Below are 13,753 nucleotides of genomic sequence, written 5' to 3' on the forward strand. Positions count from 1 at the left end.
AGCAACGATAGCAGATAGGGGCGTCTATGCAGCGTTCAGTACATGAGTTATTGACACCTCGTACCATTGACGTGAAGGAATCAAGCGCCACACGTGCCAAGGTTACGCTTGAGCCTCTGGAAAGGGGCTTTGGCCATACTCTGGGCAGTGCACTGCGCCGGATTCTCTTGTCTTCGATGCCGGGCTGCGCCGTGACTGAAGCGCAGATTGACGGTGTCCTGCACGAGTACAGCGCCATTGAGGGTGTCCAGGAAGACGTCATTGAGATTCTTCTGAATCTCAAAGGCGTTGCCGTAAAAATGAACGGTCGGGACGATGCCGAGCTCACGCTCAGCAAGAAAGGCCCGGGCGTTGTGACAGCCGGTGATATCAAGCTGGATCATGACGTCGAGATTGCCAACCCGGAGCACGTGATCTGTCACCTTAGCGAGAATGGTGAAGTGAACATGCGTCTCCGTGTTGCACGCGGTCGCGGCTATGAGCCGGCAGACCAGCGCGGTCTTGACGAGGACGAAACTCGCGCCATCGGACGCCTGCAGCTGGATGCAACATTCAGCCCGGTTCGTCGTGTGGCTTACGCCGTGGAAAGTGCACGGGTAGAGCAGCGGACCGATCTGGACAAGCTGGTTATCGACCTGGAGACCAATGGCACCATCGACCCGGAAGAAGCAATTCGCCGGGCGGCCACCATCCTCCAGCAGCAACTGGCGGTGTTTGTCGATTTCGATCATGAGAAAGAGCCCGAGCGCGTTGAGGAAGAGGAAGAAATTGATCCTATCCTGCTGCGTCCGGTTGATGATCTGGAATTGACAGTGCGTTCAGCTAACTGCTTGAAGGCTGAGAACATTTACTACATCGGCGATCTTATCCAGCGTACAGAAGTTGAGCTGTTGAAGACGCCTAACCTTGGTAAAAAGTCGCTGACCGAGATCAAGGACGTTCTGGCGTCCCGTGGTCTGTCACTGGGCATGCGTCTTGATAACTGGCCGCCGGCTAGCCTTCGTGGCGACGACCGGGTTCTGGGCGGTTAATCGCCGATTAGTTTAAGGTAAGGAATCAGAGCAATGCGTCATCGTAAGAGTGGTCGTAAGTTCAGCAGGACCAGTGCGCATCGCAAGGCCATGTTCCGTAACATGACTGCGTCACTGGTTGAACACGAGCTGATCAAAACAACGCTGCCGAAAGCCAAAGAGCTTCGTCGGGTAGCTGAGCCTTTGATCACGCTTTCCAAGAATGATTCGGTCGCGAATCGTCGTCTGGCGTTCTCACGCCTGCGTGACGATGCAGCGGTTGCCAAGCTGTTTGACGAGCTTGGTCCTCGCTACAACGAGCGTCCGGGTGGATACCTTCGTATCCTGAAGTGCGGCTTCCGTGCTGGCGACAATGCCCCTATGGCATTCGTTGAGCTGGTCGGTCGTCCGCTGGATATCGAAGCGGAAGAGGTGGACGAAGACGAGGATTAATTTCTTCGGCTTTGGCCAACCACAAAAAAACCGGGTTCCGTGAGGTTCCCGGTTTTTTTGTGCCTCGGTTGTAGATAACTCCTAGCCTGGAAGTATGGGGGCTGGCAAGGGGGTGGAGGTTTATTTTCTTTGGAAAAATAACTCGCTGCGCTCAGACATCTTTTTCCGGCAGAAAATAAACCTCCACCCCCTCGCCGACAGAGCTATTCCTTGCCCGCCAGTTACTTCGTCAACATTGGCTTCAGATAGCGGCCCGTGTGAGAAGCGGGGTTCTCGGCGACTTCCTCCGGCGTTCCCTCGGCAATGATCTGGCCGCCGCCAGAGCCGCCTTCGGGGCCCAGGTCGACAATCCAGTCGGCGGTCTTGATCACGTCCAGATTGTGTTCGATGACCACGATGGTGTTGCCATGGTCCCGCAGCCTCTCCAGAACGTTGAGCAGTTGCTGGATGTCGTAGAAGTGCAGGCCGGTGGTTGGCTCGTCAAGAATGTAGAGTGTCTTGCCTGTATCCCGCTTGGAGAGCTCTTTGGCCAGTTTAACCCGCTGGGCTTCGCCACCAGAGAGGGTGACCGCGCTCTGCCCCAGTCGGATGTATGAGAGGCCGACATCCATCAATGTCTGTAGTTTGCGGGCCAGGAAAGGCACGGCATCGAAGAACTCGCGCCCTTCCTCAACGGTCATTTCAAGTACTTCGTTGATATTCTTGCCCTTGTAGCGGACTTCCAGAGTTTCCCGGTTGTAGCGCTTGCCCTTGCAGACGTCGCAGGGCACGTAGACATCCGGCAGGAAATGCATCTCTACCTTGATCACGCCGTCGCCCTGGCATGCCTCGCATCGTCCACCTTTGACGTTGAAAGAGAATCGGCCAGGTTTGTAGCCCCGGGAACGTGCCTCCTGTGTTCCGGCAAAGAGTTCACGGATGGGAGTGAACAGGCCGGTGTAGGTGGCCGGGTTCGAGCGGGGGGTGCGGCCGATGGGGCTCTGGTCAATGTCGATGACCTTGTCCAGGTGGTCCAGCCCTTTGAGCGACTGGTAGGGAGCATGGTTGAGGCTGGTGGCCTTGTTGAGTTTGGCGGCAGCTACCGGATACAGGGTGCTGTTGATCAGCGTGGACTTGCCAGACCCGGATACACCAGTGACGCAGGTCATGATGCCCAGGGGCAAATCGAGCGTAACGTCTTTCAGGTTGTTGCCAGTAGCACCTGACAGGGTCAGTGCTTTTCCGCTGCCTTTGTTGCGCTGTTTCGGGATGGCGATTTCCCGGGTGCCGTTGAGGTATTGCCCGGTAAGTGAATCGGGGTTGTCGATGATCTGTTGCGGGGTGCCCTGGCCGATAATCTTGCCGCCATGAACGCCAGCACCCGGTCCGATATCAATGACATGATCTGCAGCGCGGATCGCATCCTCATCGTGTTCGACAACAATCACGGTATTGCCCAGATCCCGGAGATGGGTGAGGGTGGCCAAAAGCCGGTCATTGTCCCGTTGATGCAACCCGATGGAGGGTTCGTCAAGAATGTACATGACGCCTACCAGCCCGGCGCCGATCTGGCTTGCCAGGCGAATACGCTGCGCCTCACCCCCGGAGAGTGTATCGGCACTTCGTTCAAGCGTGAGGTATTCCAGCCCGACGTTCACCAAGAACTGAAGGCGCTGCCGCACTTCCTTCAGAATTTTTTCGGCTATCTCACCTTTTCGACCCGGTAGCGCGAGGGTTTCGAAGTAATCATGTGCGTCACCCACCGGGAGATGGGTGACATCGGAAATATTGTGCTCTTCGATAAAGACGTGGCGGGCGCTGCGGCGCAGTCGTGAGCCGCCGCATTCTTTGCACGGCTGGGTGCTCAGATTGCGGGCGAGCTCCTCACGCATGCTCTGTGAATCGGTCTCGCGGTAGCGCCGTTCAAGGTTTGGCAGAATGCCCTCGAATGGATGTGCCTTCTCCATGATATGGCCACGTGAATTCACATAACGGAATGGGATATCCTCATCGCCCGAGCCGAACAGCAGCACGTTGCGAAAATCCTCGGGGAGATCCGCCCAGGGCGTTTCCAGATCGATGCCGTAGTGATCTGCCACGCTGCCCAGCATCTGGAAGTAATAGACGGCCCGGCGATCCCAGCCCTTGATGGCGCCGGATGCCAAAGTGGCTTCCGGGTGCTGGACAATTTTTTCGGGATCAAAGAACTGTTTAACACCCAGTCCGTCGCAGGTAGGGCAGGCACCCGCCGGGTTGTTAAAGGAAAACAGTTTCGGCTCGAGCTCGCTCAGGGCATAGCCGCACTGGGTGCAGGCATAACGGGCGGAGAAGGTCTGTTCTTCTCCCTCACCACTCATGGGCGCCACAAGGGCAATCCCGTCCGCCAGGTCCAGGGCGGTTTCGAAACTCTCGGCAAGCCGCTGCTCCAGGCCTGGCTTGACCTTGAACCGATCGACGACCACATCAATCTGATGTTTGCGTTTTTTGTCCAGGGCCGGCACATCGTCGATGTCATAAACCGTGCCGTCCACGCGCAGGCGGATAAAGCCCTGGCTGCGCATGGTTTCGATAACCTGCAGATGTTCGCCTTTCCGATCCCGGATTACCGGTGCCAGGATCATGAGTTTGCTGTCCTCTGGCATGGCCACCACCTGGTCTACCATCTGGCTGATGGTCTGCGCTTCCAGAGGTTGGCCATGGTCAGGGCACCGGGGCTCCCCGGCGCGGGCGAAGAGCAGGCGCAGGTAATCGTAGATTTCCGTGATGGTGCCAACGGTGGAGCGAGGGTTGTGGGAAGTGGACTTCTGCTCTATGGATATCGCTGGCGACAGGCCTTCGATATGGTCCACATCCGGCTTCTCCATCATCGAGAGAAACTGGCGGGCGTAGGTAGACAGCGACTCCACATAACGTCGCTGCCCTTCAGCATAGAGCGTATCGAACGCAAGGGACGATTTACCGGAACCGGAGAGGCCGGTAATCACAATCAGTTTGTCCCTTGGCATATCCAGGTCGATGTTCTTCAGGTTGTGGGTTCGTGCCCCTTTGATCTGGATATGGTCCATAACACCTCGCTCGGATAAAAACGAAAATTATACCGCGTTGGGCCCGCTGCGGCGAAAATGATACCGGGGCCAGCATCACGCGGGTTGTCCCCCGTCAGCGCCCCTTCTGTTACAATGCGCCGCCTGCGATGGGTATCTGCCCTCAATCTGACCGCTTTCAACCCCGGCTGAGGTACGTAATTGCCATGAATGCGCTGGAAAAACGCTCCGTATTCGCCCTGGCGTCTGTTTACGCCATGCGCATGCTCGGACTGTTCATGGTGCTGCCGGTATTCATGTTGCTGGGCGAGGATCTCAAGGATGCAACGCCCGCACTGCTGGGTCTCGCTATAGGCGCCTATGGACTCAGTCAGGCCCTGTTGCAGATTCCCTTCGGCATGCTGTCTGATCGGGTTGGCCGAAAGCGCATGATCTATATCGGGCTGGTACTTTTTGCCGCAGGCAGTTTGCTGGCCGGAGCCACGGACTCCATATACGTTGTAATTGCCGGTCGGATTCTTCAAGGCGCCGGTGCGATCGCCAGTGTGCTGATGGCGCTGCTCAGTGACCTGACTCGCGAGGAAGAGCGGACCAAGGCCATGGCAACGGTGGGGATCACCATCGGCCTGTCGTTTTCGGTATCGCTGGTTCTTGGGCCCCTTCTCGGAGCCTGGTGGGGACTGTCCGGGATCTTCTACGCCACGGCAGCACTGGCCGTGGTGGCGCTGGTGATCGTCAACCGCGTGGTTCCGACGCCCCATCAGCACAAGACCAGCCCCGACACGCATCCTGCCCGGGAGATGCTGGGGCGCGTGCTTTCAGACGGTCGTCTTCTCCGGTTGGATTTCGGTATCTTCGCACTGCATCTGGTGCTGACCGCCCTGTTTCTGGTGTTTCCCTCCATGCTTCAGGAGCGGTTTGGCCTTGCCAGCAGTTCACACTGGTGGTTTTACCTGAGCGTGATGGTCACGTCTTTCTTCGCCATGGTGCCGTTCATCATCATTGGCGAGAAAAAGCGCAGGATGAAACCGGTGCTTTGCGGGGCGATTGCCTTGCTGACATTGGCCACTGCCGGGTTTACCGGTGTTTCCAGCAGCCTGGTTGCGGCCTGGGCTGTGCTGTTTTTCTTCTTCATGGCCTTCAACCTGCTCGAGGCCAGCCTGCCGTCATTGATCAGCAAGGAGGCGCCGGCTGCAAGCAAAGGCACGGCGATGGGGGTTTACTCCACCTCCCAGTTCATGGGTGCGTTTCTGGGGGGCGCATTCGGCGGCTACCTCCTGGAGGTAGCCGGGCTGCAGGGCGTGCTCTGGTTCATGGTGGTAGTGCTGGGCCTCTGGCTGCTGATAGCGCTCACCATGCCCGCGCCCGGTCACACCACAAGTTTCGTGGTACAGTTGCAGCAGGTAATGAACGACCAGTACGACGACATCGATGACAATCTCCGCCGCCTTCCGGGCGTTCAGGATGTGGTGATTGTGGAAGACGCTGCCACCGCCTATCTTAAGGTGGATCGTCAGCAATTTGATGAAGCGTTACTTGCGGACTTTTCCTTTGTCCGGCAGGCTAACCATTCTTGAAATCCGGAGGCTCGCACGGAACGCGGGCGTCCCTGAAAACAGAGTCAGGAGCAGAACATGGCACGAGGCGTAAACAAGGTAATCCTAATCGGTAATCTGGGGCAGGACCCGGATACCCGCTACACCCCCAACGGCAATGCCGTAGTAAACCTGAACCTTGCAACAGACGAAAGCTACAAGGATCGTCAGACCGGTCAGCTGGTGCCGAAAACTGAATGGCACCGGGTTGTCATGTTCGGCAAGATCGCCGAAGTTGCGGGACAGTACCTGCGAAAGGGCTCAAAGGTTTATATTGAGGGCAAGCTTCAGACCCGCAAATGGCAGAACAAGGAAGGGCAGGATGTCTATACCACCGAGGTTGTGGTGGATATCAATGGCCAGATGCAGATGCTGGACAGCCGTGGCGGCGAAGGCGGAATGAGCCAGGGTGCGCCGGCAGGACGGCCTCAGCAGTCCGGCTACAACGCGCCGGCTGGACAGCAGAACAATCCGCCACCGCAATCCGGTGGCTACAGCAACCAGCCTTCGCAGGGCAGCATGCCCGAACCGGTTGACGACTTTGATGATGACATTCCCTTCTGAGTGCGCCGTTTTGCTAGGTAAATCAAGCACTTACGGCATTCGTGCTACAAGTATAGGCTGTTGGTAGGCCTATTGCAAACCTGACTTATCCTCGCCCAGTAATGGGCTTGAACCTCGAAAGAGGGAGGGGAGTGCAGCATGTCAGGAAAAGGCGGGTGGCGGTGAAAGAGTCTAACTTGCGCCCGTCATTGCAAGTCCCATACGGTTAAGCCTGATTGGTTGAACCATAGTCCTTTGTGGGTTTCGGGATATCAGTGACCTATGACTCTTGAGAGGTCACTTCACGTGTAGTCGGGGAGATGATTAGAACACCCGGCTAACCAACCACGTGACACGCGCTCGGTGAGAGTGTTAAGGGGACGTAAGTGGAACCTAAGTGGGACGCACCTTGACTACCTAGAAATGCGGGATTGCCTAAACAGGTCTCAACTATGGGCCTGCACGGCAACGGAGACTTCGTAGTACCCAATGTTGACCTGTAATGGGTCTAGCAGTCAGTAACCAACCTGACCTGAAAGCTGGATATAAGTTTCTAGCAATAGTAATGAAAGTCCAACCGTAAGGGGGAAGGGAGTCAGACAAGAACATGCCAATAGAGCGAGGTTCGATAGTCAGTGCTATCTCAAAGAACACTCAATGCGCTAGGTGGTATAGGCAAAGCGAGTAAAAGTGGAGCCAAGGTAAGGAAGCTGCACAAGATCATGTGTAGCAACAGGGACTTGTGGACTCAAGCGTATGCGAACATTTACGCCAATAAAGGGGCTTTGACCCGAGGGGTAAATGGAAACACGCTGGATGGATTCGGGGAAGACCGGGTGACTCATCTGATCTACTTGATCCAGACCGGAGTTTACAAACCAAGTCCTTGCCGCAGAGTGGAGATACCGAAAGACCCGAGGAACCCAAAAGGCAAAACCAGACCTCTGGGGGTGCCAAATGGTGATGACAAACTCATCCAAGAAGTAATGCGGATGTTGTTGGAGGAGATCTATGAACCGGTCTTCTCAGATTGGAGCTTTGGCTTTCGGCCAAACCGATCATGTCATACCGCCCTCAATGAGATAAGGGATAGCTGGAAGGGAACCAAATGGGTCTGTGACGTAGACATCAAAGGGTACTTCGACAATATCGACCATGATCGCTTGCTGCATTTTATGAGCAAACGTGTTGATGACCGAAAGTTTCTGAACCTGGTTCGGAGATTTCTGAAGGCCGGATACATGGAAGACTGGCGATACTACGGCACGCACAGCGGGACACCTCAAGGAGGGATTATCTCTCCAATTCTGGCCAACATTTACCTGCACGAACTCGATGAGTTCATGGTGAGTAAGGTCAAGGAGTTCAGCATGGGCAGCCGGAGAAGACCCAACCCTGAATACCGAAAACTTCTGTGCAATCGGAGTAATCGGATAAAATGGCTCAAAGAGCGAAGCGACATAACTGAAGAAAAGGCTGCTATATGGCGGCGTGAGATTCAGGAATGGGGGGAAAGACTCGGCAACATGAGCAGTGTGCTGATGGACGACCCCGGCTTCAAGCGTCTGAGGTATGTCAGATATGCGGACGACTTTTTGATTGGTGTCATTGGCACTAAGCAGGAAGCGAAAGCAATCATGGCAGACGTCACCCGCTTCGTGGAAACGGAGTTGAGGCTGGAAATCTCGCAAGAGAAATCTGGCATCGTGGACCCAAAACAAGGATTTACCTTTCTAGGCTATTCCGTCGTCTGTCGGCGCGAAAGCAAGAGGGTAAAGTGCGTGGTCAGTCATAAGGCTGATGGAAGCAAGGTGCATGGAACTAAACGTACCATTACCGAGCACGTACATCTTGGGGTTTCTCGGGAAAAAGCGCAGAAGTTCGTGGAGCTTAAGGGCTACGGTCTCTATGACTCAGGAAAGGCGTTGGCCAAGAAGGCGCTCCTATTCCATAGCGACACCGAGATTGTTGGTCAGTACAACGCAGAGCTGAGAGGCTTTGCGAACTACTACAACCTCGCGCCGCAATTCTACCTGAATAAGGTAGAGTGGATATGGCAGAACAGTCTCTTCAAAACGCTTGCTGCAAAGCACAAGACGAGCAGGGCCAAAATCGCCAGTCAACTCAAAAGAGGGGACGGCTCCTTTGTTCTCAAGGAGTGGCGAGGGGATAAAGTCTTCGAAACAACGGTGTTTAAGCTGAAAAACCGGGCTGCACCTAGGCCAGGTCAGGTGGATATCCTCCCCAACCCCTATAAATACTCGGGGCGAACGGAGCTGCTTGACCGGTTGAATGCTAGTGTCTGTGAATACTGCACCCAACCCTCGGGTCGTCTGGAAGTGCACCATGTGCGCAAACTGAAGGACATCTCGAAGGGTACGGAGCCATGGAAAAGGCTCATGATGGCAAGACGCAGAAAGACCCTGGTCCTATGCTTTGACTGCCACCGTGATCTGCACAAGGGGACACTACCCGACCTACGCGCTTTCCGGAAAAAGCTTGTTGGAGAGCCGTATGCATAGAAATGTGCACGTACGGTTCGGTGGGGGGGCAACGGCTAACCTCTTTGTGAGGCGCACGTGCCCTACCCAACCTCTCCCCACGAGACAAACGGTATTTGAGCATCCGAACTCTATAAAGCCTCCGCATCGCGGGGGCTTTATTGTTACTGACTTGCAAAAACGGTGTGAAATCAGCTAAAAAACGTGGAGTTACGTTCGCTTTCTCATCTATTATGTAATCCATTGCGAAAAATGCCGGTTTTTTGGGCAATACAATAGTCACGCGAGGCTGGCGAGTGGCCTTCGGATCCTTTTTGCGGACCCCATGACAAAGACACCGATATTACGAAAATTGACCGGCCTATTCAGGCACTCCGGGGCACGCCTGCGGGTATGTCTTGAGATTCGTCCGGACGGCATTGCCTGGGCGGAATCAGCCGGGTCTGAAGCAGGGCGATCGGGCTTTAGCGATTGTCTGCCTGCCAGACGTCTGGAAACCCTCGCCGCATTGGTGGAAAGTGAAGGTTGGTCCGGCGCAGCGACGACGCTTGTGCTGCCTCTGGACCAGTATCAGGTGTTCCAGATGGATCGCCCGGAAGGCATCGAGGAATCGGAACTGGGCGATGCTCTCAAGTGGAAGTTGAAAGATTTTCTGGACTTCAGTCCGTCCGAAGCCGTTTCCGATGTGTTTCCCTTTCCCCGGGACGCATCCCGTGGGCGAGGTGAGCTGGTTAACGTAGTCGCGGCCAGGAAAGTTCTGGTCTCGGAACTGGTTCGGCTGGTTCAGGAGGCGGGCCTGGAGCTTGAGCGCATTGATATCGCCGAGCTGGCATTGCGAAACCTGGTGTGCCGGCTGGATGAGAATCGACGCGGGGCAGCACTGGTTCATCTGAAAGACAATTACGGCCAGATGGTGATCTGCAGAGACAATACCCTGTATCTGTCGCGCAAACTGGATGTGACCTCCGAAGACCTGCGTGATGCGGCCCGTCAGGAATCGGCCGTTCAGTCGTTGGCTCTGGAAATGCAGCGTTCCCTCGACTACTACGAAAGCCAGCTGGGCCAGGTTCCGCCGGCGATGATCCGTCTTGTCGCCCGCGACAGTGTTCTGCCACTTGCCTCCATGTTGTCCTCCTATGTAGCCGCTGGTATCGAAACCCTCGACTGGAACGCCCTGGGCCTTCAGGCCGATCTGGACAGTCGTTGCCTGCCTGCCTGGAGCGCATGCTTGCCAATGCCGGAGGACGGTCGCCCATGATCCAGCAGGTCAATCTGTATACAGATGAGCTTCGCCCGTACAAGGAGAGGCTTCAGGCGGGGACGGCGGTTGGTGTTCTGCTCGTGGGGTTGCTGCTGGTGGCGTTCGTGGCCGGTTTCCTGACTTACGAGAACTCCGTGATGGCCAACAAGGCCTCGCGTCTGGACCAGCAGAATCAACAACTTGAGCAGGCCGTGGCGGAGCTCTCAGCGGCGGTTCAAGCTCGCCAGCCGGATGCGGAAGTGGAGGAAGCTCTGAACCGCGTAACCCAGACTCTTGCTCGTCGCCAGCGTTTGCTGGAACGGGTGGAAAGTCTGGTGCTCTCGGAAGGCCGCAATTTTTCGCCGCAACTGTCAGCTCTGGCCCGGCAGATCCCGAAAGACGTCTGGCTAACCGACGTAATTCTCGAGTCGGGCCCGGACAAAGTCACCATTGAGGGACGTAGCCGTGATGGCGCTCTAGTGCCCCGATACCTTGAAAATCTGGGCGACGAAGCAGCTTTTGCCGGAAAAACTTTTGGTGCATTCCGGTTGTCACGGTCGGACGAGGGCCGGTGGATCGATTTTCATGTGTCCAGTAAACGCGACGGGGAGGCCAACTGATGGCGGATGCGTCCAACACCTCCCTGGCACGAGCGGCGCAGTGGTATAACCTGCGCCCGATTCGCGAGCGGGCACTGATTCTGCTGACGGCGCTGGTGCTTGTCCTGGTTGTCGTCTGGGAGCTTGCGGTTACGCCGTTGCAGCAACGGCATCAGAACCTGGAGAATCGCCTCCAGATGCTGTCCAACAGTCGGGATGACCTGCTTGCGCAGCAACAGACGCTTAATGCACAGCTCGCGACCGATCCCTCCCGGGAGTTGCGCAATCAGCTAAACGCCCGGCAACAGAGATTGGAACGGCTCGATCAGCAGATCGCGGATACCACGGGGCAACTGATCGCGCCCACAGCGATGGTGGCACTGCTCAGGAATATTCTGGCGGCCCAGGAATCGCTGGAATTACAGGCACTCGAGTTACAGACTCCAACCCCGGTTTTCGCACCGGATGCACCGGAGCAGTCGTCTCAGGAGTCGCAGGCTGCGCCTGAGCCACTGCTGTATGCCCACGATGTCGAGCTCCGGATCAAAGGGAGCTACCTCGATGTACTGAATTACCTGCAGCGGCTGGAGGCAATGGATGAGCGCCTCGGCTGGATCAGGCTGGAATACAGCGCGGGAGACTGGCCTTCGGGAGAGGCGGTCATCAGGGTGCAAACACTGAGCCTGGATCAGGCCTGGCTGGGGGTATGAGATGAGCAGACGCCTGAATAAGACAGCAAGTTGGTGGTTTGGCATGGCGCTCGGCTCTATGTTTTTTTGTGCGGGCCCGGCCTATGCACTGCAGGATCCGACCCGCCCGCCCGGTCCGCAGGCCACAGTTGCCCAGCCGGCGCCAGAGCGGTCACTGGCTCTGGATTCCATTCTTTTCAGCAAGGACAGGCGAGTCGCCGTAATCGAAGGTGAGGCCCTCAGGGAAGGCCAGGGTTTTGACAACGTGCGGGTTATCCGGATCTACGCCAATCGGGTTCTGGTCACGGATAACGGCCGCGAACGGGTGTTGTACCTGGAGAGACTTCCGCAGGTTCGGGGAACTCAATGACAGACAATCGGATACTCATGACAACCATTAAAATCACAGGTGCACTGGCGTTGAGTCTGGTGTTGACGGCGTGCAGCAACAATCCGTTGATGCGGTCGGCAACGGCTACCTCAACCGATGCTGCGGACGCTATTGACCAAAGCCTTGAAGAGGCCACGCAACCAGAACCGGCGGCGCCAGCATCCACCGAGGCCTCAGCACCTTTACCTGCGGACGTAAGCGCAGCATTGCTGCCGTCACTGTCCGGCGGCGCGGATCTGGACGAACGTTTTGACGTCAATGCCCGGGGAGTGCCTGCTGCAAGCTTTTTTGAATCGCTGGTCGAGGGGACCCGTTACAACGTGGTGGTCCATCCCGATGTCACTACCAGCATCGATCTCCGGTTGGGTGATGTCACCGTACCGGAAGTTATGGATATAGCCGGTGACCTGTATGGCCTGGATATCCGCCGCAATGGCCGGCTGTTCCGTGTTCAGGCGGATCAGGTCCAGACGCGGATGTTCCCCATTGATTACCTGCATTTCAAACGCAAGGGCGGCTCCGAGACCCGCGTAAGTTCCGGGCAGGTGACGGGCGCGCGCAGTGGCAGTTCCGGTAACTCCAATAGCAATGGCGACAGCACTGGTTCCGGCGAGACCCGCAACCTGGTGGGAACCACCATTTCCACGGAAACGGCGTCGGATTTCTGGAAAGACATTCAAAGCGCCCTGAGCATGATTGTCGGTGGCGGCGACGGCCAACAGGTGATCGTGAATCCGGGTGCCGGCCTGGTTATGGTCCGGGCCGGTTCCGAGGATTTGCGCATGGTTGAGGAGTACCTGCGCCGCACTGAGTTGATTATGCAGCGTCAGGTGATCCTGGAAGCCAAGATTCTGGAGATCGCGCTTAACCAGGGGTACCAGCAGGGCATCAACTGGTCGGATATCCAGAGCGCGTCCAGCATTACCGCCTCGGATGGTTTGCCGGAGGATTTCACCGCGCAGGCTTTGGCTGGCCAGGTCATTCAGACATCCGATATCGGAGGCCTGTTTTCTGCCAGCGTGCGCGCCGGTGATTTCACCGGGTTGATTGAACTGCTGGGAGAACAGGGCAATGTGCAGATTCTCTCCAGCCCCCGAATCTCAACGGTGAACAATCAGAAAGCCGTGATCAAGGTGGGTACCGACGAGTTCTTCGTGACGGACATTGATTTTGATGACAACAACTCCGCCGTTACAGCCACAGATTCAACATCAACCTCCGTGGAGTTGACCCCCTTCTTCTCGGGCATTTCGCTGGATGTCACTCCCCAGATTTCTGAAAGCGGCGTGATCACCCTGCATGTACACCCCTCCGTGAGTGAGGTGACCGATCAGGAAAAGGTGATCACCATTGGCGAGCGGGACGTTACGCTGCCTCTGGCGAGCAGCACGGTTCGTGAAACCGACAGCGTTATCCGTGCCGAAAGCGGGCAGATCGTGGTCATCGGGGGTCTGATCCAGAACTCCAGTGAGGACAACAATTCCGCCGTTCCCTTCTTCAGCGAGATCCCGCTGGTGGGCGAACTGTTCAAGCAGCGGCGGTTCCAGTCGCGCAAGAGCGAGCTGGTGATCCTTCTGCGCCCGGTCGTGGCCGGAACGCCGGAGATGAACGCGGATGTTTCTGCCAGCCGGGAGCGCATGAATGTGCTGCGCGAGTTGCTGCAATCGTCTGAATCCGTCACACCGGAACCGGAGAAAGCCGTTCGATAG

Annotated in this window: 11 protein-coding genes; 10 read left to right on the plus strand and 1 reads right to left on the minus strand. The window is 56.5% G+C overall.

What is annotated here, in order from left to right:
- Window positions 1–26 precede the first annotated feature (26 nt).
- Window positions 27–1,031 carry a DNA-directed RNA polymerase subunit alpha gene (locus tag ACGK9W_RS20690; RefSeq protein ID WP_008174911.1) on the plus strand — a complete coding sequence of 335 codons (1,005 nt, stop codon included), beginning with the start codon at window positions 27–29 and terminating at the stop codon, window positions 1,029–1,031.
- A gap of 33 nt (window positions 1,032–1,064) precedes the next feature.
- A complete protein-coding gene (gene rplQ, locus ACGK9W_RS20695; protein ID WP_008174913.1) occupies window positions 1,065–1,463 on the plus strand; it encodes a 50S ribosomal protein L17 in 399 nt (132 codons plus the stop codon).
- A 221-nt stretch (window positions 1,464–1,684) separates the two neighbouring features.
- Here rplQ and uvrA read toward each other — a convergent pair whose 3' ends face one another.
- On the minus strand, window positions 1,685–4,507 hold the full coding sequence (gene uvrA, locus ACGK9W_RS20700; RefSeq protein WP_273085072.1) for an excinuclease ABC subunit UvrA: 2,823 nt from the start codon (window positions 4,505–4,507) through the stop codon (window positions 1,685–1,687).
- Between the two features lie 185 nt (window positions 4,508–4,692).
- Here uvrA and ACGK9W_RS20705 point away from each other — a divergent pair, with 185 nt between their 5' ends.
- The 8 genes from ACGK9W_RS20705 to mshL all read left to right on the plus strand — a co-directional run bounded on the left by ACGK9W_RS20705 (window position 4,693) and on the right by mshL (window position 13,753).
- Window positions 4,693–6,063, plus strand: coding sequence for an MFS transporter (locus ACGK9W_RS20705; protein WP_053114306.1), 1,371 nt, complete (start codon window positions 4,693–4,695; stop codon window positions 6,061–6,063).
- Window positions 6,064–6,120: 57 nt separating this feature from the next.
- The gene (gene ssb, locus ACGK9W_RS20710) at window positions 6,121–6,645 is read left to right on the plus strand and encodes a single-stranded DNA-binding protein (protein ID WP_008174919.1); all 525 of its coding nucleotides are present in this window, start codon (window positions 6,121–6,123) and stop codon (window positions 6,643–6,645) included.
- A gap of 815 nt (window positions 6,646–7,460) precedes the next feature.
- Window positions 7,461–9,146, plus strand: coding sequence for a reverse transcriptase domain-containing protein (locus ACGK9W_RS20715; RefSeq protein ID WP_405418486.1), 1,686 nt, complete (start codon window positions 7,461–7,463; stop codon window positions 9,144–9,146).
- 304 nt (window positions 9,147–9,450) lie between these two features.
- A complete protein-coding gene (locus ACGK9W_RS20720; RefSeq protein WP_227499687.1) occupies window positions 9,451–10,383 on the plus strand; it encodes a hypothetical protein in 933 nt (310 codons plus the stop codon).
- Window positions 10,380–10,985, plus strand: a complete 606-nt coding sequence (locus ACGK9W_RS20725) for a PilN domain-containing protein (protein ID WP_405418488.1) — start codon at window positions 10,380–10,382, stop codon at window positions 10,983–10,985. The genes ACGK9W_RS20720 and ACGK9W_RS20725 overlap by 4 nt, the downstream gene beginning before the upstream one ends.
- Entirely contained in the window at window positions 10,985–11,674 is a 690-nt protein-coding gene (gene gspM, locus ACGK9W_RS20730; protein WP_405418490.1) for a type II secretion system protein GspM, read from the plus strand. Before ACGK9W_RS20725 ends, gspM begins: the two co-directional genes overlap by 1 nt.
- 1 nt (window position 11,675) lies before the next feature.
- The gene (locus tag ACGK9W_RS20735) at window positions 11,676–12,023 is read left to right on the plus strand and encodes a hypothetical protein (protein ID WP_405418492.1); all 348 of its coding nucleotides are present in this window, start codon (window positions 11,676–11,678) and stop codon (window positions 12,021–12,023) included.
- Between the two features lie 17 nt (window positions 12,024–12,040).
- A complete protein-coding gene (gene mshL, locus ACGK9W_RS20740) occupies window positions 12,041–13,753 on the plus strand; it encodes a pilus (MSHA type) biogenesis protein MshL (protein ID WP_405418494.1) in 1,713 nt (570 codons plus the stop codon).

This window comes from Marinobacter flavimaris (assembly GCF_045057155.1).
GTDB lineage: Bacteria > Pseudomonadota > Gammaproteobacteria > Pseudomonadales > Oleiphilaceae > Marinobacter > Marinobacter manganoxydans.